The following is a 21695-nucleotide window of genomic DNA, read 5'->3' as shown; positions in this document are numbered from 1 at the left end:
GCCTCGACCTGCCCACGCCTTCGAGTACCGGCCACCGATCGCGGGGTGGTACTTGAAAGGCGTGGATGGGTGACGAGGTCCGCTGCCGGTAGCCTAACCGGTTAAGTCAGAGGGTGGCGAACGCGAAGCCATCCTGGTCGACATGCACGGCGGTGCCGTCCGGCGCGGCCAGCGTGGTGAGCCCGGTCGGCGCGTCACCGGCCAGTACGGCGTACGAGAAACCGGCGACGTCGAGCTGCGGCTCCCGCGCGGTCTTCTCGCGCTCGTAGGTGAACACCTCGAGCACCGTGTCGCCGCCCTTGAGGTAGCCGATGCTGAAGCCGCGCGGGTCGTGCGGCTGCTCGATCGTGCCGATGAGCGAGAAGCCGAAGTGGTCGCGGTAGTACCCGTGGGTGCGCTCCCGGTCCTCGACGGTCACCGCGACGTGGTCGAAACGCGGACGCGTGGGAACGCCGAGAGCGCGCTCTCTCGCGACCCCGTCCTCGTCCAGCACCGCGGCGTACTGCAGGTCGCCCTGGATCATCTCCAGCAACGTCCCGTCGGGATCGAAGAAGAAGCAGATCCGGACCGCACCCTCGGCGTCCAGCGGATCGAGCTTGAACTCGACGCCGGCGGCCTTCAGCACGGCAGCTCGCTCGTCCAGCCGGTCCACCTTGAACCCGACGTGCCGGAACCCCTTCTGCAGGTCGTCGCCGACCCACGTGCTGGCCTCCCGTCCCGCGTCCACGCGGCGAAGCTCGACGGTCGCGGTCACGGCGTCCAGGAGAGCGCGATCTTCGGTGGCGTCACCGATCAGCGGCAGTTCCAGGAACTTCCCGTAGTACTCGACCGAGCGCTGGACGTCGGTGCAGTTGACGACGACGTTCTTGATCGGCATGGATCTCCTTCGGTAGGGGAGTCAGTTCTTGACGGCGCCGAGCATCATCCCGGCGACGAACTGCCGCTGCATCCGGACGTAGACGACCACGACCGGGACGACCGACAGCGTGAGACCGGCGGTCAGCGCCGGCCAGTTGGTGGAGTACTGGCCCATCAGCGTGAACAGCACCGGCTGCAACGGCAGCGCGTCGGTGTCGCGCAGCACGGTGTTCGCGATCAGGAACTCGTTCCAGGTCTGCAGGAACTGGAAGATCACCACGGTCGCGATGCCCGGCCGGGTCAGCGGCAGGATCACCCGCCAGAAGATCGTGAACTCCGACCCGCCGTCGACCCGGGCGGCCTCGATCAGTTCGTCGGGCAAGGTCTGGAAGAACGCGCGCATCAGGAACATCGCGAACGGCGCCGACCCGGAGATGTAGAGCACCAGCAACCCGGTCTGGCTGTCGAGCAGGCCCAGCGTCTTCAGCTGCAGGTAGAGCGGGATGATCAGCGCCGTCGCCGGCATCATCAACGTGGTCAGCAGCAGCACGAACAGCGTGTTGCGGAACGGGAAGTCGAGCTTGGCGAAGGCGTAGCCGCTGAGCGTCGCGAACACCAGGACACCGATCACCGTCACCGACGTGATCCACACGCTGTTCCACAGGTGCTGCGGGAACTGGATCGTGGTCCAGGCGGTCGAGTAGCCGGCGAAGGTCAGCTTGTCCGGGATCACCGGACCGCCGAAGATCGTGTTCGGCTCCCGCAGCGAGGTGAGCAGCATCCAGACGAACGGGAACGCCATCAGCACGCAGAACGGCGCCAGCACGAACGTCGCGAAGCTCTTGCCGAGCGGGAACCGGAACGGCTTGGCCCGCTCCGGCGTACGACCTACCTCGGCGACTGTGGGCGCGGTCATCGGTCCGCCCTCCTGGTCAGCCACAGCTGGGCGATCACCGCGAGCGTGCAGAGCACCATCGTCACGACGCTGAACGCGCTGGCGTAGCCGAGCTGCGGGATCGATCCGGACGTCGAGCCGAACGCCAGCGAGTACAGATAGGTGCCGAGCACCTCGCTGCCGTGGTTGGGCCCGCCACCGGTCATCACGTAGATGATGTCGAAGGCCTTGAACCCGTTGAGCAGACCGAGGCTGACCACCAGCCCGGTCACGACGCGAAGACTCGGCACCGTGACGTTCCAGAACTGCTGGACCGGATTGGCTCCGTCGACCGCCGCCGCCTCGTACAAGCTCGGGTCGATTCCTTGGATCCCGGCGAAGAAGATGAGGATGTTGAAGCCGAGCCCGCCCCACACCGTCACCAGGATGATGGCCGGCAGCACCGTTCGCTGGTCGGCCAGCCAGGGATGCTGCAGCGAGTCGAGGCCGATCGCGCCGAGCACTTGGTTGAGCGTGCCGATGTTCGGGTCGTAGATCAGCTTCCACAGCACTCCCGACACCACGAACGACACGATGCCGGGGACGAACAGGATGGTCCGGACCAGGACGCCGACGTGCTTCCAGACGACGTTCACCAGGACCGCCGTGAGCAGGCCGAGAAACGTCAGCAGCACCGTCGTCACCGCGGTCAGCACCAGCGTCACGATCAGCGCGCGGCGCGCGACCGGGTCACCGAGCATCCGGCTGTAGTTGTCGGCTCCGATGAACCGCGGTGCCCCGAATCCGCCCCAGGCCGTCAGGCTCAGGTAGATCGTGCGCAGGATCGGCCAGAGCACGAATCCCAGGAACAGCGCGAACGTCGGCAGCACGAACAGGTAGCCCGCGACCCGCTGCGACCGCCGCAGCGGAGATCCGAAGCGGTTCGTCCGGACCTCCGGACGGCGTACCGGCGCGGCGCCGGGATCGGCCCGGGCGGTGGTTGTGGTCGCCACCCGATCAGCCGCCCTTGGCGTTCTGCACCGCCTGCTGCATCTCCTTGGCCACCGCGGCCGGTTCGCCGGTCCCGTCGAAGATCTTGGACAGCGGATCGCCGGCGGCCACCGAGCCCGGCCCGAACGGGATGTGCGGGCAGCCGTCGCCGTCGATCAGCCACGACGTCATCTGCTTCATGATCGGCAGCTCGATCCGGGCCGCGGCGCTCTTGGTCGCGGGCATCGAGTTCGAATCGTTCATGGTGGGGGAGTACTGGTCGGCGGCGTACAGGAAGCGCAGGAACTCCAGCGCGGCGTCCTTGTTCTTGCTGGTCTCCGAAACCGCCCAGCCGGCCCCCGCCTGGTTCGCGCACCAGTGCCGCTTGCCGGGCGCGATCGCCGGCGTCTTCATCACCTTGTACTTCTTCGCGAACGCCGGGGGAGCGTCCTTCGACAGGCCCTGCGGCGTCCACGAGCCGTTGAACAGCATCGCCGACTTCTCGGTGTAGAAGATCTGTGGGACCTGATCGCCGCTGGTGCCGGTCGTGCCGGGCTGGAAGACGCCGCCCTTGACGATCTTCTGGTTCAGCTCCAGCGCCTGGACGACCTTCGGATCCTCGTAGGTCAGCCCGTCGGAGAGCTGGTCGAGCTTGAGGTAGAACGTCGGGTCGTCGGCGACCTGCGTCAGCAACGGCAGGAAGAAGTCCAGCGAGCTCGTCGTCGGGTTGCAGCTCAGCGCGACCGGATGCTTGCCGATGGCCCGGATCTTGGCGGCGGCCGCGATCAGGTCGTCCCAGGTCTCGATCTCGTCATCGCCGACGCCGGCCTTCTTCAGCAGGTCGGGGTTGTAGAACAGCCCGAAGGTCTGCGCCATCCAGCCCACGGCGTACTGCTTGCCGTCGAGGGTGTACTCCTGGTTGGCGGAGTCGAAGAAGTCCTTCAGGAAGTCGTCGCCGAGCTCCTTCTTCAGGTCGGCGGACACGCCGCCGGTGCCGTAGGTCAGGGCCCGGGTGTGCGGGGCGAAGATCTCCGGGACGTCGCCGCCGGCGACCGCGGCCTGCAGCGCCGGCAGGTACTGGTCGGGCGTGCCGAAGATCCGGTTCTCGACGGTGATGTTGCTGTGCGCGGCCTGGAACTTCTCGATCAGCTTCGGAAACTGGTCCTCCTGGTCGCTGTACCAGGACCAGACCCGGACGACGGCCTTGCCGCCGCCGGAGCCGCCGCCGCTGTCGTTGCTGCAGGCGGCCAGCGAGGAGCCGAGCCCGAGCGCGGCGGCACCGCCGAGCGCGCCCTTGAGCAGGCTCCGTCGTCGAAACGGTGTGGCGGAAAAGGATGGGAGTTGCCGTTCACCCTGCATGCTGACTCCTCGGTCGTTCAGCCGGCTGCGGACCCCGATGACAACTTCCTAACTGAATGTAAGAAAGCGCGCAAGATCACGTCGCTGTTTCCCAAGAGTTTCCCGAGGCGCCGGGTGGCCCGTACGCCGAACCGTCCGCCCAGCCGGATAGGGGTGCCCCGGGATTCGGATCGACGGGCGGCCGGATCGTAGGGTGGCGGTATGCCGATCCGTTTGGTCGAGCGGCGGCCGGAGGTGAGTCCGGACCGGCTGCTGTCGGAGTGCGTGCCGCCGCCGCGGTTCGCACCCGTGCGGTTCGAGACGTACCGGCCCGCGCCGGACGAGCCGAGCCAGGCCGAGGTGCTCGGCGTACTGGTCGAGCGGGGCAAGGTGCTGGCCGAGCCGCGCCGGGAGAAGTCGTGGTGGCGGCGCAAGTCCCCGGCCGAGACGCTCAAGCCCGGCATCTACCTGGACGGCGGCTTCGGCGTCGGCAAGACGCACCTGCTCGCGTCGCTGTGGCACGTCTCGGCCGGTCCGAAGATGTACTGCACGTTCGTCGAGCTCACCAACCTGGTCGGCGCGCTCGGTCTGCGGACGGCGGTCGAGGCGTTGTCGGCGTACCGGCTGATCTGTATCGACGAGTTCGAGCTGGACGATCCCGGCGACACCGTCCTGATCTCGCGGCTGCTTCGCCAGCTCGTCGACGCCGGGGTCCAGCTGGCGGCGACCTCCAACACGCTGCCCGACAAGCTCGGCGAAGGCCGCTTCCAGGCCACCGACTTCCTGCGCGAGATCCAGGCCCTGGCCGGCTACTTCGACGTACGCCGGATCGACGGCCCCGACTACCGTCACCGTGGCCTTCCGGTCGCCCCGGCCCCCTGGTCCGACGACGCTGTCGAGCGCGCGACGGCCGGCCTCCCGAACGCGTCCTGCGACCACTTCGTCGATCTCTACCGCCATCTCGGCGAGCTCCATCCCAGCAAGTACGGCGCGTTCCTGGACGGCGTCGAGGCGGTCGGCATCACCGACGTCCGGGAGCTCACCGACGAGAACATCGCGCTGCGCCTGGTCGTGCTGGCCGACCGGATGTACGACCGGGACATCCCGCTGCTGCACAGTGGCGTGCCGCTCGACGAGCTCTTCTCGCCCACGATGCTGAAGGGCGGCTACCGCAAGAAGTACCTGCGCGCGCTGTCCCGCCTGATCGCGCTGGCCCACGCCGGGATGGACTGAGTCCGGTTTACGGACGGCCTTTGCGCGATGCCGCAGCCGGCGTGGATTCCCGCCAGGAATGAGCCGCTCGCGCACTACGCTCCGCCGCATCAGATGGTGCTGTGGGGGGTCCCAGTGCCGGTCAGGTTCGAGGCAAGGAGCATCGAATGTTTCGTCGTACCCTCACGGCCGCGGTGGCCGTCGTCGGCCTCGCGGCCGTCGCGCCGCTGTCGGCCTCGGCCGCCCGGCCCGGCCCGGTGATGCCGCCGAGTCTCAAGGGCCCGGTCTCCGTCACCGAAGCCGACGGCCCGTGCACGCTCTCCGTGCCGACCCGGGTCGCCATCGGCCGGCCGAGCCTGACCCTGTACGGCAAGCGCAGCGGCGGGTGCGCCGTACCGGACAACACGTCGGGCTGGATCCTGCACCACCCGAGCCAGGGTGACGTGAACGGCCTGCTGTTCGACCCGGTCGACCCCTTGGGTGACGGCCGGTGGGAGGTCCCGGACGTGCACCCGATCGGCACGCAGACCTGGCAGGGCATCGGCAGCATCAACCCGGACGGCACCCAGTTCACCCAGAACAACGTCCCGGTCACGGTGAAGCTCGCCGCGGGCGCGTGGATCTCGTCCAGCCGTACCGGCGACGTCGTCACGCTCAAGGGCACCTCGCTGCTCTACTCCGTGACCACGAACGCGTACTTCAAGCGGTCGGCCGCGGGTGTGTTCCAGTTCCGCGAGCAGGGGTCGACGGTGTGGCAGACCCTGAAGGGTGGTCTGTGGACCAACTCCAAGGGCGAGGTCACGCTGTCGTACCGCTACAGCAAGGTCCGCGACTACCGCTTCGCGCTGTACTCGACGCCGATCAGCTGGGACCTCGGCAGCGCCGTCACGACCCGCTGATTGCCACAAGCTGCAGCTCGACAGTGACGCAGGTCTCATTCGATGCGGTGATGGGCTGGGCCGGACTCCGCCACGGACTACGCTCCGCCCATCACCAGGTGCTGAGGGGGGTCCCAGCGCCGTCATGTTTGACGCAAGGAGCATCGAATGATTCGTCGTACCCTCACGGCCGCGGTTGCCGCGCTCGGCATCGCGGCCGTGACGCCGCTGGCGGCCTCGGCCGGCCGGCCGCTTCCGGAACCGGCCGTCAAGGCCCCCGCCGCGTCGGCCCAGGCCGCGGGCGTCTGCAACGTCTCGGTCCCGAACCGGGTGGCCATCAGCAAGCCGCTGCTGATCCTGCCGGGCAAGATCAGCGGTGACTGCAACCGGGCCGGCAACAGCTCGGTCTGGCTGCTGAACCACCCCTCCAAGGGCAACGTGAACTTCATCGGCTGGGACGCGACCGACCCGGACCTGGACGGCACCTGGTGGGTCTACTCCGACGACGCGATCGGCAGCCAGACCTTCAAGCCGGCCTGGAGCAAGAACACCGACGGCGCCACCTACACCCAGAACAGCGTCCCGGTCACGGTCAAGCTGGCCGCCGGCGCCTGGATCTCGTCGTCCCGCACGGGCGACGTGGTGACCCTGAAGGGCACCTCGCTGCTCTACTCGGTGTCGAACAACGTGTTCTTCAAGCGGTCCGCCGCGGGTGTCTTCCAGTTCCGCGAGCAGGGCTCGACGACCTGGCAGACGCTCAAGGGCGGCCTGTGGACGAACTCCAAGGGCGAGGTCAGCCTGTCCTACCGGTACAGCAAGGTGCGGGACTACCGCTTCGCGCTGTACTCGACCCCGATCAGCTGGGACCTCGGCAGCGCCGTCACCACCCGCTGATTGCAACAAGCTGCAATCCGGCCGCGGGCCGGGTTGAGCTGACGTGATGGTGGCCGGGAGGGACCCTCCCGGCCACTACGCTCCGGTCATCGTCGGTGCTGGGGGGCCCAGTGCCATCAACGCATGACACCAAGGAGCACTCCCATGATTCGTCGTACGCTGACGGCCGCCCTCGCGGTGGCCGGTCTGGCCGCGGTGGCGCCGCTCTCGGCGTCGGCCGCCAGGCCCGAGCCGGGCGCCCACTGGACGCCGCAGGCCTCGTCGTCCCGTGACGCCGCCGGGACCTGCAATCTGTCCGTACCCACCCGGGTCGCCATCGGCCGCCCGGAGTTGATGCTGTACGGCAAGCTGAGCGGCACCTGCGCGGCCAATCCCGACCCGCAGTCGGGCTGGTGGTTGCGGCACCCGAGCAAGGGCATCGTCAACGAGGTCATCTTCGACAAGGACTACGAGTTCGGCGACGGCTCCTGGTACGTCCCGGCCGACCACCCGATCGGGGTGCAGGAGTTCTACGGCGTCGGCAGCACCAACCCCGACGGCTCGGCCAACACCCAGAACAAGCTGTCGGTCACGGTGAAGCTCGCCGCGGGCGCGTGGATTTCGTCGTCGCGGACCGGGGACGTCGTCACGTTGAAGGGGACCTCGCTGCTGTACTCGGTCTCCACCAACTCCTACTTCAAGCGGTCGGCCGCGGGGGTTTTCCAGTTCCGCGAGCAGGGCTCGACGGTGTGGCAGACGCTCAAGGGTGGTCTGTGGACCAACTCCAAGGGCGAGGTCACGCTCTCGTACCGGTACAGCAAGGTGCGGGACTACCGCTTCGCGCTGTACTCGACGCCGATCAGCTGGGACCTCGGCAGCGCCGTCACCACCCGCTGACGCCGTACGACTCCTGCCCTGTCCTCGCCGGTTCGCCGGTGCGGATGGGGCAGGATGGCGTCATGGCGAAGAACAGGGCTGACGGGAAGCTGCTCGACGCGTTGCGAGTGCCGGAGGGGCCGGTCGACCTGAGTGCGTACGACCCGCGCGCGACGACCGGGTTCGAGGGGACCAAGGACGACGGCAAGGTCGCGCTGGAGGCGCTCGGCGACGAGGTGTCGGACTGGCAGGAGCGGCTGTTCGCCGAGGGGCGCAAGGGCGGCAACCGGTCGGTGCTGCTGGTGCTGCAGGGAATGGACACCTCCGGCAAGGGCGGTGTGATCCGGCACGGCGCGGGGCTGATGGATCCGCAGGGTTTGCGGATCACCTCGTTCAAGGCGCCGACGCCGGCCGAGCGGCGGCGTGGGTTCCTCTGGCGGATCCGGCAGGCGCTGCCGGGGCCGGGCATGATCGGGATCTTCGACCGTTCGCACTACGAGGACGTGCTGATCGCCCGGGTCCGGAACTTCGTCGCCCCGCCGGTCTGGAACCGGCGCTACGAGCAGATCAACGAGTTCGAGGCGGAGCTGGCCGACAGCGGCGTCACGATCCTCAAGTGCTTCCTGCACATCTCGGAGGAGCAGCAGAAGGAGCGCCTCGCCGCCCGGCTGGACGACCCGACCAAGCACTGGAAGTACAACCCGGGAGACATCGACGAGCGTGAGCTCTGGCCGGCGTACGCCGAGGCGTACCAGGCGGCGCTGGAGAAGTGCAACGGGCCGGCGGCGCCCTGGTACGTGATCCCGAGCGATCGCAAGTGGTACCGGAACTGGGCCGTCACGACCCTGCTGCTCGAGACTCTGCGCGAGCTGGACCCGCAGTGGCCCAAGGCCGACTTCGACGTCGAGACGGAGAAAGCGCGCCTTGCGACGACCTGACGTTTTCACAGGGTGAGTCATTCAGTGGTGTTGCCGGTTGGTGAGTGGGTCCCAGTGGGGTCGGGGGAGTCGGACACCGACGTGTTCCGGCGAGCGGACGGTACGGCGTACGCGAAGTGTGCGCCGGCTCGGGGGATCGAGGAGCTCCGGGGAGAGCGCGATCGCGCGATCTGGCTGAGCGGTACCGGGTTCCCGGGCGCGGACGTGCTCGACTGGATCGAGACCGCCGACGGTGCCTGCCTGATCACCTCCGCTGTGCCTGGTGTCGCGGCGGTCGAGCTGCCGCCCGAGAAACGCGAGAGAGCGGTATCTCGGCTCTCCGAGGCGTTCCGGACGTTGCACGAGCTGACCGGCTGCCCGTTCAGCCGCCCGTTGAGCGAGGTCGTCGAGCAGGCGGCGGACGTCGTACGGCGTGGGGCCGTGAACCCGCAGTTCCTCCGCGAGGAGTCGCGGCACGAGCGTCCCGAAGACCTGCTGCAGCGGGTGAGAAACGAGCAGCCGTACGCCGAGAAGGTCGCCGACCTGGTCGTCTGCCACGGCGACGCCTGCCTGCCCAACATCCTGCTCGACCCCGAGACGCTCGAGCTGACCGGCCTGATCGATCTCGGCCGGCTCGGCTGGGCCGACCGGTACACCGATCTCGCGCTGACCACCGTGCAGCTGCTCGACGAGTGGGACCTGCCGCCGGACGGCTTTCTGCGCGCGTACGGTCTGGAGGAACCGGACCAGCGCCGGCTGGACTTCTACCTGTTGCTGGATCCGCTCACCTGGGGCTGACCGGGAGGTTGCATGGAAACCTTGCGTACGGACGTGGTGGTGGTCGGTCTCGGCGCGTTCGGATCGGCCGCACTCTGGCGATTGGCCGCACGCGGCGTGAACGTGATCGGCGTCGAACGCCAGGCGATCGGCCACGCGCTGGGCTCATCGCACGGGATCACCCGGCTGTTCCGGATCGCCTGCATGGAGCACCCCGGCCTGCCGCCGATCGCGCAGAAGTCGCTCGAACTGTGGACCGCGCTCGGAACGCAGACCGGCCAGGTGCTCGTCGAGCAGACCGGCTCGCTGAACGCCGGCCCACCTGGCAGCGAGCCGGTCGCCGGTGCGCTCGCAGCGGCCGCGAAGGCCGGTGTGCCGGTCGTCGAGCTCGACCACGCGGAGCTGGTCGCGCGCCAGCCGCAGTACGGCGCTCTCGGCGCGGACGACGTCGGCGTCTGGGATCCCGGTGCCGGGATCTGCTTCCCCGAGCCGATCGTGCAAGCGCAGGTCGACGCGGCCCGGCAGGCGGGCGCTCGCGTCTTCGCGCACACGCTCGTGGCGGCGGTGGAGGTCGAGCGCGACGGCGTCCTGATCCGTACGCCGACCGTCGAGATCCGCTCCGAGCGGGTGGTCGTGGCGACCGGTGCCTGGCTCGGCAAGGTCGTCCCCGGTCTGCCGTTGACGCCGAGGCGGACGCCGCTGTACTGGTTCGAGCCGCGTGATCCGGCGTCGGACGAGTTCACGCTGGAGCGCTTTCCCGCGTTCATCTGGCAACGCTCGGGCGGTACCGGTTTCTGGGGCCACGGCTCCGCCGACGGCTACGGCGTGAAGCTCGGCCTGGAGAACGACGGCCGCGTCGCCGGTACGCCGTTCGCGGACGCCGACGAGGTCGATCGCTACGTGCATCCCCGTGGCGACGTGGACGAGATCTCGACCGCGGTCGCCGAGGCGTTCCCCGGACTCGACCCGATCCCGGTCAAGCTGCTCCCGTGCATCGTCACCGACTCCCCGGACGGCCAGTTCCTGATCGGCCGGCCGGACGACACCGGACGCCTGGTGATCGCCGGCGGCGACTCCGGCCACGGCTTCAAGCACGCCGGCGGTCTCGGCGAACTGCTCGCGCAACTGACGCTCGACGAGACCCCGTACTGCGAAACCACGTTCCTGGACCCGCGGCGCTTCACTGGTCGAGGATGAGGGCATGTTCCGAAGCCCTCAACTGACCTTCTACTCCGACGACCTGGAGCGCTTGCGTGAGTTCTACCTCGGCCTGGGGTTCGAGCAACGCTTCCAGTACCCGGCCGACGGGCCGCCGGTACACGTCGAGCTGGTGCTCGACGGTTTCAACCTCGGCATCGCCGACGTGGAGTCGGCCCGGCAGGACCACGGGCTGACCCCGTCCCTGACCGGCCGGGCCGCCGAGCTCGTGTTGTGGTGCGACGACACCGACGGCGAGTACGAGCGGCTGACCGCAGCGGGATCCGCGTCCCTGTCCGCACCCCATGACTGGCTCGAAGTCCTCCGGATCGCCTGGATCGCGGACCCGGACGGCAATCCCATCCAGCTGGTTCAGAAGACCTGAACACCAGGAACGGCCCAGAGAGCGTTCTCTGGGCCGTTCCGTGGGTCGTTCTCAGGACAGGGATCAGGCGGTGCGGACCAGTTGCGGCCGCGGTGCCGGGGCGGCCAGCGTGAGCAGGTCGAGGCCGGCGACGCCGTAGCGGAGCATGACCAACCGAGCGACCTCGGCGCTCACCCCGAGCGGGCGGGAGACCGCGACCGCGCCGGCCTTGCGGGCCGTCGACTCGGCACGGTCCGGCAGGACGCCGGGCGCGAGGAAGAAGGAGCCGACGGCAACGTGCCGGCGACCCTCCAGCCGCCACTGCAGGACGGCCTCGGCCGGGCTCGGGGACGCCGCGGTGGTGAACGCCGCGGTGACCGGGAGCTTGTGCCGCTGGCCCCAGAGCCGGGCGAGCCTGGTGACGGCCGCGTTGGCCTGGGTGTCGCTGGAGCCGGCGCAGGCGAGCACCAGCGCGTCGAGTTCGCGGACCCGGCCGTCCTTCAGCTCGGCGCGCATCCGGCGGTCGAGCACGTCGAGCAGCGTCTCGTCGTACCCGAGCACGTCGGAGGCGATGATCCGCAGGTCCGGGAACCGGCTGCGCGCCTCGTCCACCACGGCCGGGATGTCGACCCGGGCGTGGAAGGCCGACGAGAGCAGCAGCGGCAGGACCACGACCTCCTCGACGCCCTCGGCGGCGAGCTTGCCGAGCACCTGGTACGGCGTGGGCGGGCAGTGGTCGAGGAAGGAGGCTTCGATCCGCAGGTCGTCCCGCAGCTCGCGCAGGCACTTGACCAGCGAGTGAACGGTGGCGGCCGAACGCGGATCGCGGCTGCCGTGGGCGAGGACTACGAGCGCAGGTGCGGTCACAGCAGTTCCCCTTCTTCTTCGTCGATCATGCCGGCTGCCAGCGTCCATCCGTCGTGGGCGTCGATCAGCAGGAACGAACCGGTGATGTTGTTGCTGGAGTACGGATCGGCGGCCAGCGGTGCGGCGACCTTGAGTTGCACCTTGCCGATGTCGTTCAGGTCGAGCCCGGCGGCGTCGATGACTCCGAGCGTGTCCAGGTCGAGTACGCCGTTGATCTTCGTGACGATCGCCTGGGCGGTGGTGGTGGTGTGCTTGATCAGCAGCCGGGCGCCCACCGACAGCGGGCGGTCGGACAGCCAGCACACGGTGGCGAGGAGCTCCCGGCGGGTGCCGGGGGAGGAGTCGGCCGCGACGATGACCGAACCGCGGGCCACGTCGATGTCGTCGGCCAGCCGGAGCGTGACGGCCTCGCCGGCGACCGCGACGGGGCGCTCCTCGACGGCGGTCGAGGTCGCGGTGATCACGGCCCGGTCGATCCCGGCCACCGACGTCCGCCGGCCGGCCGGCAGCACGATCACCTGGTCGCCGACCGAGACGGTGCCGGAGGCAACGGTTCCGGTGTAGCCGCGGTAGTCGCGGTACTGGTCGTCGGTCTGCGGCCGGATCACGTACTGGACCGGGAACCGCAGCGGCTGCCCGGAGGCGTCGGAACGACCGGTTGCGCTCTCCAGGAACTCCAGCAGCGTCGGGCCGTCGTACCAGGAGGTGTTCGCGCTGTGGTCGACGACGTTGTCGCCGACCAGGGCCGAGACCGGGATGGCCTGGACGTCGGCGATGCCGAGCTGGTCGGCCAGTTCGCTGACGTCCTTGCTGATCCCGCGAAAGACCTGCTCGTCGTAGTCGACCAGGTCGATCTTGTTCACGGCCAGTACGACGTGCGGCACGCGGAGCAGTCCGGCGACGGCCAGGTGCCGGCGGGTCTGCTCCAGTACGCCGTGCCGCGCGTCGACCAGGATGATCACGACGTCGGCCGTGGACGCGCCGGTGACCGTGTTCCGGGTGTACTGCACATGCCCGGGGCAGTCGGCCAGGATGAACGAGCGCTTGTCGGTGGCGAAGTACCGGTAGGCGACGTCGATCGTGATGCCCTGCTCGCGCTCGGCCCGCAGGCCGTCGGTGAGCAGCGCGAAGTCGAAGTCGCCGCCGCGGGCTTCGGACACGGTCTGCACGTGCGCGATCTGGTCGGCGAGGATCGCCTTGCAGTCGTGCAGCAGCCGGCCGACCAGCGTCGACTTGCCGTCGTCGACCGAGCCGGCCGTTGCCAGCCGCAACAACCGGCGCTGGGCGAGCTGCTGCAGATCGGCCTGTGCATGCGGGGCCGGGGCCAGATCGGCGTGCGCTGTCTGCGTGGTGCTCATCAGAAGTACCCCTCCCGCTTGCGGTCTTCCATGGCGGCTTCGCTGACCCGGTCGTCGGCCCGGGTCGCGCCGCGCTCGGTCAGTTCGCTCGCGGCGACCTCGACGACGACCTCGGCCGGCGACGAAGCGGTCGAGGCGACGGCTCCGGTGCAGGACATGTCGCCGACGGTCCGGTAGCGGACCACGCGGCGCGTCACCTGCTCGCCCTCCCGGGGCTGTGAGTACGGGCCGACGGCCAGCAGCATGCCGTCGCGCTCGAACACGTCGCGCTCGTGGGCGTAGTAGATGCTCGGCAGAGCGATGCCCTCGCGGGCGATGTAGCTCCACACGTCCAGCTCGGTCCAGTTGGACAGCGGGAACACCCGCACGTGCTCACCCGGCTTGTGCTTGCCGTTGTACAGCGACCACAGCTCGGGCCGCTGGTTGCGCGGATCCCACTGCCCGAACTCGTCGCGCAGGCTGAAGATCCGCTCCTTGGCGCGCGCCCGCTCCTCGTCGCGCCGGCCACCACCGAACACGGCGTCGAACCGGTGCGCGTTGATGGCGTCGAGCAGCGGAATCGTCTGCAACGGGTTGCGGGTGCCGTCGGAGCGCTCACGCAACCGCCCGTCGGCCAGGTAGTCCTCCACCCGCGCCACCTCGAGCCGCAGCCCGAGCGCGTCGACGGTCGCGTCGCGGTAGTCGAGCACCTCGGAGAAGTTGTGCCCGGTGTCGACGTGCAGCAGCGAGAACGGGACACCGGCCGGCGCGAACGCCTTCCGGGCCAGGTGCAGCATCACGATCGAGTCCTTGCCACCGGAGAACAGGATCACCGGCCGCTCGAACTCCGCCGCCACCTCCCGGAACACGTGAATCGACTCGCTCTCCAGCGCGTCGAGCTCGGTCACCGGGGCGATGGTTGCCTGGGGCAGATCAACGGCCGTCATACGTGCAACCCGCATTCGATTTTGCCCTGCCCGGCCCAGCGGCCGCTGCGGGGGTCTTCGCCCGGCGCGACCTGCTTCGTGCAGGGCTTGCAGCCGATCGACGGGTAGCCGTCGTACTGCAGCAGGTTCACCAGTACGCCGTTGTCGTTGATGTAGCGGTCCAGGTCGGCCTGGGTCCAGGGCGCGATCGGGTTCAGCTTCACCATGTCGCGCTTGGCGTCGTACTCGACGACCTGGGTGTTGGCCCGGGTCGGCGCCTCTTCCCGCCGTACGCCGGTCACCCAGGCCTTGTAGCCGGACAGCACCCGGTTCAGCGGCTCGACCTTGCGCAGCGCGCAGCACTTGTCCGGCTCGGTCGCGAACAGGTCCTTGCCGTACGTCGCGTCCTGCTCGGCGACGGTCTGCTTCGGCGTCGCGTTGATCAGGTTGATCGGCAGCGTCGCGGCGACCGCGTCGCGGGTCCCGATCGTCTCGGCGAAGTGGTAGCCGGTGTCGAGGAACAGCACGTCGATGCCGGGGGCAACTTCGGCGGCCAGGTGGGGCAGTGCCCCGTCGGCCATCGACGCGGTCACCACCAGTTCCGGGCCGAAGGTCTCGTGCGCCCAGGCCAGGACGTCGTGCGCCGACGCGTCGGCCAGTCGTTCGTTCGCCTCCTCGGCGAGCGTCTTCAGGTCAGTACTCATTCCACCGTCACCCGCAGTCCGATCATCTTCAGCTGGAACACCCGTGCACACGGCCGGCACTCCCAGGCGCCGTGCCCTTCCTCCGACGGACGAAGATCCTCGTCCCCGCAGTACGGGCAGTAGAGAGGTGCTGCGCGTTCACTCATTGCAAAGCCTCCTCATCGGCACGGACGACCCACTGGGCGAAGCGCTCGCCCTCGGACCGCTCTTTCAGGTAGTTCTGGGTGACGCGTTCGATGTAGTCGGTCAGCCCATCGGAGGTGACCTTGTGGCCGCGCAGCTTGCGGCCGAAGCCGGCGTCGAGACCGAGCCCGCCGCCGAGGTGCACCTGGTAGCCCGGCACCTGCTTGCCCTCGGCATCCATCACCAGCTGGCCCTTGAGGCCGATGTCGGCGACCTGGATCCGGGCGCAGGAGTTCGGGCAGCCGTTCAGGTTGACCGTGATCGGGACGTCGAGGTCGGGGATCCGCTCCTCCAGGTCGTCGATCAGCTGGGCCGCGCGGGCCTTGGTCTCGACGATCGCCAGCTTGCAGAACTCGATGCCGGTGCAGGCCATCGTGTTGCGCCGCCAGCCCGACGGCCGGGCCTGGAAGCCCAGGTCGGCCAGCTGCGCGACCAGGGACTCGACCTGCGCCTCCTCGACGTCCAGCACGATCAGCTTCTGCTGCGCGGTGGTGCGGATCCGGTTCGAGCCGTGCGCGGCGACGACCTTGGCCAGCTGCGCGAGCTTGGCGCCGGACACCCGGCCGACCACCGGCGCGACGCCCACGTAGTACAGGCCGTCCTTTTGCCGGTGCACGCCGATGTGGTCACCCTGCACGGCGGGGACCTCGGGCGCCGGGCCGTCGATGAGCTTCCGGCCGAGGTACTTGTCGCTCTCCAGCACCTCACGGAACTTCTCGATGCCCCAGTCGGCGACCAGGTACTTCAGCCGGGCCCGGTTGCGCAGCCGGCGGTAGCCGTAGTCGCGGAAGATGCTGACGACGCCCTTCCAGGCCAGGTGCACCTCGTCGAGCGGGATCCACGCCCCGACGCGCTGGGCGAGCATCGGGGTGGTGGACAGGCCGCCGCCGACCCACAGGTCGAAGCCGGGGCCGTGCTCGGGGTGGACGACGCCGACGAAGCTGATGTCGTTGACCTCCGGCACCACGTCGTGCGACGGGTGGCCGGTCATCGCGGTCTTGAACTTGCGCGGCAGGTTGGAGAACTCGGTGCTGCCGATGTACTTGTCGACGATCTCGTTGACGGCCGGCGTCGGGTCGATGATCTCGTCGGCGGCGATGCCCGCCACCGGGCTGGAGATGATCACCCGCGGCACGTCGCCGCAGGCCTCGGTGGTGTAGAGGCCGACCGCTTCGAGCTTCTGCCAGATCGCGGGCACGTCCTCGACCCGGATCCAGTGCAGCTGGATGTTCTGCCGGTCGGTGATGTCGGCGGTGTCGCGGGCGTAGGTGGTGGACACCTCCGCGATCACCTCGAGCTGCTCGGTGGTCAGCTGGCCGCCCTCGATCCGGACCCGGAGCATGAAGTACTTGTCGTCCAGCTCCTCGGGCTCCAGCGTCGCGGTCTTGCCGCCGTCGATGCCGGGCTTGCGCTGGGTGTAGAGCCCCCACCAGCGGAAGCGCCCGCGCAGGTCGGCCGGGTCGATCGAGTCGAAACCACCGTGCGCGTAGACGTTCTCGATCCGGGCCCGGACGTTCAGGCCGTCGTCGTTCTTCTTGTTCTCCTCGTTCTTGTTCAGCGGCTCGCGGTAGCCGAGCGCCCACTGGCCTTCGCCCTTGCCCTTGCGGGGGCGGGCTGGTTTGCGGGGGGCAGAGGTGACGCCAGTCATCTGGGGGCGTGTCCTTGTCTCTACAGACAGGTGCGCTCGCGATGGGGGCTCGAAGCGTCGTCGGTTCGATCCGGTCTGCGCGGTGCGCACCCAGCGATGATCAGGTGATCAGGGGGCCGTGACCGGCCCGGCGGGGTGGCTGTCAGAACGTCGAAGGACAACAGATGGCGCTGCGCATCCGCCCGAGGTCGACGTGAATGCGACCTACGAGGTGGGTGGTCAGGGCAGCGAGCATGCTCACAACGATCAGGTCAGCTAGCTGTTAAATCAACTCCCAATCCTGCTATTCGAGATGAGATCTCACGATGCGGATAAGTCTAGCAGTCTGGTGGGAAATGATTCGCGCTCAGATCGTGATCTGCAAGAAGTCTTGCACAAGAACACTTGCTATTGCCGAAAGGGTCTACTGACCGGTTGTGGTACGCCGGGACGGTCGTCTTCGGCGTACCACAACTCAGCTGTTCAGCTCCGGGGGATGGTCACCAGGTGGACCTGCTGGGTCCGATCGCGCTGGTCGCGCTCGGCGGCCCGGTCTGTGGTGAACGCCACGACGCCCTGGTCGACCGCGGGCCAGGTGTTGTTGCCTGCCGTGCTGAGCTGAACCGGCGCCGACCAACCGGTCCGGCCGGCGGTGGCGGTGAAGACCTTCCATCGCCAGTCGGCCGAGCGGGAGTCGTACCAGACGGCCCGGATCGAGCCGTCGCGGTCGCGGCCGAGCCGCGGGCGCTGGCTCATCGCCGCCGGCGCGGAAGCGACGGGTTCTGGCACAGACCAGGTGAGGCCGTCGCTGGAACGGCTCGCGCGCAGGGACAGGTTGGCGCCCGAGCTCTGGAGGGTCTTGGTCTCCCAGATGGCGACGAGAGTGCCTTCGCGGTCGGCGGCGATGCTCGGGTGGCGGTCCGCCATCGTCGTCACCGCGATCCGGGCGGGCGGCGTCCAGGCGTCGGCGCCGAGGTCGCGGGCCGAGCTGAGGATCTGCCAGTTGTCCGGGTCGGAGTTGCCGGTGGGCGCCTGGCCGGCCGGCGGGGTGTGACCGGTCCAGAGCGGGTCGGCGTCGTACCGGTTGTCCTGCCAGGCGACCACGAGCCGGCGGTCACGGCTGACCGTGAGGGTCGGGAACAGTGACGCCGGGTAGCGCGGCGAGCGGGCGTCGTCGGGCGTTCCGGCCGACGTGGCCTTGCCCGGCGCCGAGATGTTCACCGGGTGCCGGTCGACGCCGACGACCTGGACCAGGACGTCGAACGCGCCGGCCGTGTTGTCGGCCCACGCGACCACCGGACGCCGGTCGGCAACGCAGATCGCCGGGTGGACGGCACGACCGCTTCCGGTGCTCAGTCGCACCGGTGGGGCGAAGGTGTGACCGCCGTTGCCGCTGTGCCGCAGCACGATGTCCGGCCGGTGCGGCTGCTCGCCGTCCTCGTCCTGCCAGACCACCCACACGTCTTTGCCCGACGCAACGACGCGCGGAGCTCGGGCGACATGCGACCGGTCGGACAGCTGAAGGACGGTTTCCCTTCTGCCGTGGGCGTTCTGGCGCCGGTACAGCACGCCCACCGAGCCATCTTGGTGGCTCTCGGCAACCACATGGGTGACGCCGTCCTGGACGGAGACGTCGGCGAAGCCGGTGAACTCGCCGATCTCGCCGAGCACCCGTTCGGAGTGGTCCTCGCCGGTCGAGGCCGCGGGCAGAGCGAGCTCGGGAGCGGCCGTGGCGGCAGTACCCACTGAGACGAACACCGGGGAAGTGGCGGCCCGCAGCTGATCCGGCAGCGTCGGATCAGCGTCCCGGCCAGACACGTCTCCAGGCGCCCGGACTTCGACCCGCCACCAACTGTGCGTCCCCGCCAGCTTCCCGACCGGTACGACGTACGTCGCGTCCGCGGAGGTCGGCTTGAACTCGGCCAGCGGCGCGACGGCGCGGCCGGGAGCGGCGTGCACGAGCACTCGCGTGCCCACTCCGCCACGAACCCGGACCCGCAGAGCCGCTCGCCGCGGCAGCGTGGCGGTGCGCAGTACTGCCTCGTCGCCACCGATCAGCTCGAAGATCCCGTCGCCGTCCAGGTCGGCCTCGAGGGTGACGAACAGTCCGGTCGGCTTGTAGGAGACCGTCGTGCGGGCGGCCCGCAGGGCGTCGAGCACCGCGCGCTGCGTCCGTTCGGCGGCGAAAACCCACGTCGTCGCCTCGCCTGGACCGGCCGTTCCCCACAGCTCGCGGAAGTGACAGTCGCTCGCCGCGACGGCGCCGAAGCGGAACCCGCGGTTCCAGCGGTTCTCGGCGTAGTCGAGTTGGGCGTCGGGGTCGGAGGCCGGATTCCAGATCTCGACGACGTCGACGGCCTGGGCGCTGGCGTTGTCGTTCACCCCTGCGGCGGGGGTGTACTCGCCGTTGTCCGGGTGTGCGGTCGACCAGACGGCGTTCTGCGCGTGCGCGTCCCAGATCGACTGCTGAACGTGCCGGTACGCCGCCGAGCCCGGCGGGTTGGCGCCGTCGACAACGGTGTCCACCGCGCCCAGCACGATCGCGTGCGGCGAGCCGTTCACCTCCTCGCCGGGGATCAGCAGCAACTTCTCGGATCGCCACTGCGGATCCCAGTGCTGGTCGTACGTGCGGTGATCGGTGAGCGGCAGGAAGTCCAGTCCCATTCGCTCGGCCTGGCCGATCTGGTCGGCCACCGACAGGTTTCCGGGCAGCCGCTGGCCGGAGGTCTGCCGGGGCAGGCTGCCGTCGGACGAGTGGTCGTCGTGGACGTGGGTGTCGCCGGCGAGCCATTCGCCTCGTGGTGCCTGGCCTTCGCCGTGCTTGGTGCTGGACTCGTCGGGTTGCTTGGCGGGCGCCGCGCCGGCGGGCAGCGGGGCGAGGCCGCCGGCCGCGACCAGGGCGCCGGTGGCGATCACCTGGCGGCGACTGATTCCGGCGATCTCTTCAGGGGATGCGTGGTTCATGGGACTCCGGGAGTCGATGGGGATGCGGAGGGCCGGGGGCGCAGGCGGATCGACGCTAGGCAGCGGCGATGAACGTTTCGCGTCCGTTGCCGGGAAGGCAGGGGACCCGGCCGGGAACAGGTCTGATCAACAAGACCTCTTGCGCAAGAACTCTTGTGGATCTAGCCTCGGGACCATGAGCCCCGCGAATCGGCGTACTGCCGACCCGTCCGTGATCGCCGCGATCCACCATCCGTTGCGCCGGCGCCTGATCGACCTGCTCGGCGTGAACGGGCCGTCGACCGCGTCGCGGCTGGCCGAGGCGACCGGGGAACTGGTCGGCAACATCAGTCATCACCTCAAGGTGCTGGCGGCCGCCGGGGTGATCGAGGAGGCGCCGGAGCTCGCGCGAACCCGGCGGGAACGCTGGTGGCGCAGCGCGCGGGCGTCGTACTCGTGGTCGATCGCGGACGCCGGCGGCGACCCGGCCGCGGAACTGGTCGCCGAGACCGCCGAGGAGGCGAACCTCACCCATCACACGACCAAGGTGCGGCAGTGGTTCGGGTTGCGATCGGAGTACGACGAGAGCTGGGTGCGGGCGGCGTTCTCGACCGAGAGTTGGGTGACGCTGACTCCCGACCGGCTGGAGGAACTCGGGGCGCGGATGAGTGCCCTGGTCCAGGAGTACGTCGACGCGCCGTCCGAGGGCGAGCTGGCGCGGCCGGTGTTCGTGTTCAGCCACGCGGTGCCGGCTCGGCCATGACCGCGACGGTGGACTTCCCACCGTTGGCGCGGGACCGCCGGGTGCAGGGCTGGATCCTGTCGGCTGGGATCTCGCAGGCGGGGGACGTTGCCTGGTACGTCGGGCTGGCGTGGAGCGCGACGCAGGTGACGACACCGGCGGGCGCGGGGCTGGTGATGGGGATCGGCGCCTTGCCGCGGGCGCTGGTGCTGCTGTGGGGTGGCGCGCTCGCCGACCGGGTCGACGCGCGCCGGACGATGGTCCTGGCCAATCTCGGGCGGATCGTCGTACTGGCGGCTGCTGCTGCGGTGGTGTCGATCGCCGGAGTGTCACTCGGCTTACTGTTGGCGGTTGCCGTGCTGTTCGGGCTGGTGGATGCGATCTACACGCCGGCGGCGGGCACGATGCCTCGGCGAATGGTGCGAGGCGAGGACCTGGTCAAGCTCGCCGCCGGGACGCAGCTCGCGAACCGGCTCGCGGTCTTCGTCGGTGCGCCGCTGGGCGGCTTCCTGGTCGCGCACGGAGGACTGGCGATGGTGATGGTGGTCGACGCGGTGTCCTTCGCGGTGATCGCCGTCGCGCTGGTCTGGGTCGTGCGGCCGCGGCTTCCGCAGGTGTCGTCGGGCGGCCGATCGATCCGCGCCGATCTCAAGGCCGGCTTCGGTTACCTGCGCGGCGATCGGCCGGCGCGCACGCTGGTGATCGCGTTGTTCGGGCTGAACCTGTGCGTGGGACCGGTGCTTGCCGTGGGCCTGGTGCAGCGGACGTCGGCGGCCGGCTGGGGCGCTGGTTCACTCGGTCTGTTCCAAGCTTGTTCCGGGCTGCTCGCTGCTGCCGGGGCTGTGCTGGCGATGCGATGGAAGCCGGTGAACCTTGCTCGGGCGGGTTTGCTGGCGCTGATCTTCCAGGCGGCGGGCTGTGTGGCGATCGGCTTCGCGCCGCGGATCGGGGTCTTCGTGGCGATGGCCGTGATCGGGTTCACCGCGGGGCTCGCGTCGGCGCAGTTGTCGGCCGCGTTCCAGCAGACCATCGCCCCGGCGTACCTGGGGCGGACGAGCAGCATCGTCAGCCTGTCGGACGAGGCGCTGATGCCGCTGGCGATGACCGGCTTCGGCGCAATGGTGTCGCTGGCGGGGATCGGCCTGGCCTGTGGTGTGCTCGGGGCGGTCTTCGCGGCGCTGATGATCTGGTCGGCTGCGCGGTTGACCTGAG

At 69.4% G+C, this 21695-nt stretch carries 21 protein-coding genes; 10 read left to right on the top strand and 11 right to left on the bottom strand.

What is annotated here, in order from left to right:
• Nucleotides 1-106: 106 nt before the first annotated feature.
• From ACQPXM_RS21255 to ACQPXM_RS21240, 4 genes are read right to left on the bottom strand one after another with little or no spacing between them, the layout of a single operon-like run.
• On the bottom strand, nucleotides 107-877 hold the full coding sequence (locus tag ACQPXM_RS21255; RefSeq protein WP_432935650.1) for a VOC family protein: 771 nt from the start codon (nucleotides 875-877) through the stop codon (nucleotides 107-109).
• Nucleotides 878-898: 21 nt separating this feature from the next.
• Nucleotides 899-1774: a carbohydrate ABC transporter permease gene (locus ACQPXM_RS21250; RefSeq protein ID WP_432935648.1), complete on the bottom strand. Its 876-nt coding sequence runs from the start codon at nucleotides 1772-1774 to the stop codon at nucleotides 899-901.
• Nucleotides 1771-2745, bottom strand: a complete 975-nt coding sequence (locus ACQPXM_RS21245; protein ID WP_432935646.1) for a carbohydrate ABC transporter permease — start codon at nucleotides 2743-2745, stop codon at nucleotides 1771-1773. The genes ACQPXM_RS21250 and ACQPXM_RS21245 overlap by 4 nt, the downstream gene beginning before the upstream one ends.
• A gap of 4 nt (nucleotides 2746-2749) precedes the next feature.
• Nucleotides 2750-4081 (bottom strand): ABC transporter substrate-binding protein, encoded by a 1332-nt coding sequence (locus ACQPXM_RS21240; RefSeq protein ID WP_432935644.1) that lies wholly within the window; start codon nucleotides 4079-4081, stop codon nucleotides 2750-2752.
• Nucleotides 4082-4282: 201 nt separating this feature from the next.
• Here ACQPXM_RS21240 and zapE point away from each other — a divergent pair, with 201 nt between their 5' ends.
• From zapE to ACQPXM_RS21200, 8 genes are all read left to right on the top strand, one after another.
• A complete protein-coding gene (gene zapE / locus ACQPXM_RS21235; RefSeq protein WP_432935642.1) occupies nucleotides 4283-5293 on the top strand; it encodes a cell division protein ZapE in 1011 nt (336 codons plus the stop codon).
• A 146-nt stretch (nucleotides 5294-5439) separates the two neighbouring features.
• A complete protein-coding gene (locus ACQPXM_RS21230) occupies nucleotides 5440-6171 on the top strand; it encodes a hypothetical protein (RefSeq protein WP_432935640.1) in 732 nt (243 codons plus the stop codon).
• Between the two features lie 147 nt (nucleotides 6172-6318).
• A complete protein-coding gene (locus tag ACQPXM_RS21225) occupies nucleotides 6319-7044 on the top strand; it encodes a hypothetical protein (RefSeq protein WP_432935638.1) in 726 nt (241 codons plus the stop codon).
• Nucleotides 7045-7188: 144 nt separating this feature from the next.
• Nucleotides 7189-7920: a hypothetical protein gene (locus ACQPXM_RS21220; RefSeq protein ID WP_432935636.1), complete on the top strand. Its 732-nt coding sequence runs from the start codon at nucleotides 7189-7191 to the stop codon at nucleotides 7918-7920.
• 62 nt (nucleotides 7921-7982) lie between these two features.
• On the top strand, nucleotides 7983-8837 hold the full coding sequence (locus ACQPXM_RS21215; RefSeq protein WP_432935634.1) for a PPK2 family polyphosphate kinase: 855 nt from the start codon (nucleotides 7983-7985) through the stop codon (nucleotides 8835-8837).
• A gap of 12 nt (nucleotides 8838-8849) precedes the next feature.
• Entirely contained in the window at nucleotides 8850-9614 is a 765-nt protein-coding gene (locus ACQPXM_RS21210) for a phosphotransferase (protein ID WP_432935632.1), read from the top strand.
• A 12-nt stretch (nucleotides 9615-9626) separates the two neighbouring features.
• Nucleotides 9627-10790, top strand: coding sequence for an N-methyl-L-tryptophan oxidase (gene solA, locus ACQPXM_RS21205; protein ID WP_432935630.1), 1164 nt, complete (start codon nucleotides 9627-9629; stop codon nucleotides 10788-10790).
• A 4-nt stretch (nucleotides 10791-10794) separates the two neighbouring features.
• Nucleotides 10795-11175 carry a VOC family protein gene (locus tag ACQPXM_RS21200; RefSeq protein WP_432935628.1) on the top strand — a complete coding sequence of 127 codons (381 nt, stop codon included), beginning with the start codon at nucleotides 10795-10797 and terminating at the stop codon, nucleotides 11173-11175.
• A 63-nt stretch (nucleotides 11176-11238) separates the two neighbouring features.
• Here the strand turns inward: ACQPXM_RS21200 and ACQPXM_RS21195 are convergent, their stop codons facing one another.
• The 7 genes from ACQPXM_RS21195 to ACQPXM_RS21165 form a co-directional block, all read right to left on the bottom strand.
• Nucleotides 11239-12021 carry a sirohydrochlorin chelatase gene (locus ACQPXM_RS21195; RefSeq protein WP_432935626.1) on the bottom strand — a complete coding sequence of 261 codons (783 nt, stop codon included), beginning with the start codon at nucleotides 12019-12021 and terminating at the stop codon, nucleotides 11239-11241.
• Nucleotides 12018-13379 (bottom strand): sulfate adenylyltransferase subunit 1, encoded by a 1362-nt coding sequence (locus ACQPXM_RS21190; RefSeq protein ID WP_432935624.1) that lies wholly within the window; start codon nucleotides 13377-13379, stop codon nucleotides 12018-12020. Before ACQPXM_RS21190 ends, ACQPXM_RS21195 begins: the two co-directional genes overlap by 4 nt.
• Nucleotides 13379-14305, bottom strand: coding sequence for a sulfate adenylyltransferase subunit CysD (cysD, locus tag ACQPXM_RS21185; RefSeq protein ID WP_432935622.1), 927 nt, complete (start codon nucleotides 14303-14305; stop codon nucleotides 13379-13381). Before cysD ends, ACQPXM_RS21190 begins: the two co-directional genes overlap by 1 nt.
• Complete coding sequence (locus ACQPXM_RS21180) at nucleotides 14302-14988, bottom strand: phosphoadenylyl-sulfate reductase (protein ID WP_432935620.1); 687 nt, start codon at nucleotides 14986-14988, stop codon at nucleotides 14302-14304. The genes cysD and ACQPXM_RS21180 overlap by 4 nt, the downstream gene beginning before the upstream one ends.
• Nucleotides 14985-15134 carry a hypothetical protein gene (locus ACQPXM_RS21175; RefSeq protein ID WP_166665480.1) on the bottom strand — a complete coding sequence of 50 codons (150 nt, stop codon included), beginning with the start codon at nucleotides 15132-15134 and terminating at the stop codon, nucleotides 14985-14987. The genes ACQPXM_RS21180 and ACQPXM_RS21175 overlap by 4 nt, the downstream gene beginning before the upstream one ends.
• Nucleotides 15131-16819: a nitrite/sulfite reductase gene (locus ACQPXM_RS21170; protein ID WP_432935617.1), complete on the bottom strand. Its 1689-nt coding sequence runs from the start codon at nucleotides 16817-16819 to the stop codon at nucleotides 15131-15133. Before ACQPXM_RS21170 ends, ACQPXM_RS21175 begins: the two co-directional genes overlap by 4 nt.
• 462 nt (nucleotides 16820-17281) lie before the next feature.
• Nucleotides 17282-19762, bottom strand: a complete 2481-nt coding sequence (locus ACQPXM_RS21165) for a CehA/McbA family metallohydrolase (protein WP_432935615.1) — start codon at nucleotides 19760-19762, stop codon at nucleotides 17282-17284.
• Between the two features lie 175 nt (nucleotides 19763-19937).
• Between ACQPXM_RS21165 and ACQPXM_RS21160 the strand changes: the two genes are divergently transcribed.
• Together ACQPXM_RS21160 and ACQPXM_RS21155 are read left to right on the top strand one after the other, a co-directional pair.
• Nucleotides 19938-20504, top strand: coding sequence for an ArsR/SmtB family transcription factor (locus tag ACQPXM_RS21160; protein ID WP_432935613.1), 567 nt, complete (start codon nucleotides 19938-19940; stop codon nucleotides 20502-20504).
• Entirely contained in the window at nucleotides 20501-21694 is a 1194-nt protein-coding gene (locus ACQPXM_RS21155; protein ID WP_432935611.1) for an MFS transporter, read from the top strand. Before ACQPXM_RS21160 ends, ACQPXM_RS21155 begins: the two co-directional genes overlap by 4 nt.
• Nucleotide 21695: the final 1 nt, after the last annotated feature.

It is taken from the genome of Kribbella sp. CA-253562 (assembly GCF_050942265.1).
Taxonomy (GTDB): domain Bacteria; phylum Actinomycetota; class Actinomycetes; order Propionibacteriales; family Kribbellaceae; genus Kribbella.
The sequence above is the reverse complement of the archived record's forward strand: the minus strand, read 5'-3'. Positions and strand labels throughout refer to the sequence as shown.

Excerpts from the sequence above, each read along its gene's own strand:
- ACQPXM_RS21255 (WP_432935650.1), bottom strand. The coding sequence starts at position 877 with ATGCCGATCAAGAACGTCGTCGTCAACTGCACCGACGTCCAGCGCTCG.
- ACQPXM_RS21250 (WP_432935648.1), bottom strand. The coding sequence starts at position 1,774 with ATGACCGCGCCCACAGTCGCCGAGGTAGGTCGTACGCCGGAGCGGGCC.
- ACQPXM_RS21240 (WP_432935644.1), bottom strand. The coding sequence starts at position 4,081 with ATGCAGGGTGAACGGCAACTCCCATCCTTTTCCGCCACACCGTTTCGA.
- zapE (WP_432935642.1), top strand. The coding sequence starts at position 4,283 with ATGCCGATCCGTTTGGTCGAGCGGCGGCCGGAGGTGAGTCCGGACCGG.
- ACQPXM_RS21230 (WP_432935640.1), top strand. The coding sequence starts at position 5,440 with ATGTTTCGTCGTACCCTCACGGCCGCGGTGGCCGTCGTCGGCCTCGCG.
- ACQPXM_RS21225 (WP_432935638.1), top strand. The coding sequence starts at position 6,319 with ATGATTCGTCGTACCCTCACGGCCGCGGTTGCCGCGCTCGGCATCGCG.
- ACQPXM_RS21220 (WP_432935636.1), top strand. The coding sequence starts at position 7,189 with ATGATTCGTCGTACGCTGACGGCCGCCCTCGCGGTGGCCGGTCTGGCC.
- ACQPXM_RS21215 (WP_432935634.1), top strand. The coding sequence starts at position 7,983 with ATGGCGAAGAACAGGGCTGACGGGAAGCTGCTCGACGCGTTGCGAGTG.
- solA (WP_432935630.1), top strand. The coding sequence starts at position 9,627 with ATGGAAACCTTGCGTACGGACGTGGTGGTGGTCGGTCTCGGCGCGTTC.
- ACQPXM_RS21200 (WP_432935628.1), top strand. The coding sequence starts at position 10,795 with ATGTTCCGAAGCCCTCAACTGACCTTCTACTCCGACGACCTGGAGCGC.
- ACQPXM_RS21190 (WP_432935624.1), bottom strand. The coding sequence starts at position 13,379 with ATGAGCACCACGCAGACAGCGCACGCCGATCTGGCCCCGGCCCCGCAT.
- cysD (WP_432935622.1), bottom strand. The coding sequence starts at position 14,305 with ATGACGGCCGTTGATCTGCCCCAGGCAACCATCGCCCCGGTGACCGAG.
- ACQPXM_RS21180 (WP_432935620.1), bottom strand. The coding sequence starts at position 14,988 with ATGAGTACTGACCTGAAGACGCTCGCCGAGGAGGCGAACGAACGACTG.
- ACQPXM_RS21175 (WP_166665480.1), bottom strand. The coding sequence starts at position 15,134 with ATGAGTGAACGCGCAGCACCTCTCTACTGCCCGTACTGCGGGGACGAG.
- ACQPXM_RS21170 (WP_432935617.1), bottom strand. The coding sequence starts at position 16,819 with ATGACTGGCGTCACCTCTGCCCCCCGCAAACCAGCCCGCCCCCGCAAG.
- ACQPXM_RS21165 (WP_432935615.1), bottom strand. The coding sequence starts at position 19,762 with ATGAACCACGCATCCCCTGAAGAGATCGCCGGAATCAGTCGCCGCCAG.
- ACQPXM_RS21160 (WP_432935613.1), top strand. The coding sequence starts at position 19,938 with ATGAGCCCCGCGAATCGGCGTACTGCCGACCCGTCCGTGATCGCCGCG.
- ACQPXM_RS21155 (WP_432935611.1), top strand. The coding sequence starts at position 20,501 with ATGACCGCGACGGTGGACTTCCCACCGTTGGCGCGGGACCGCCGGGTG.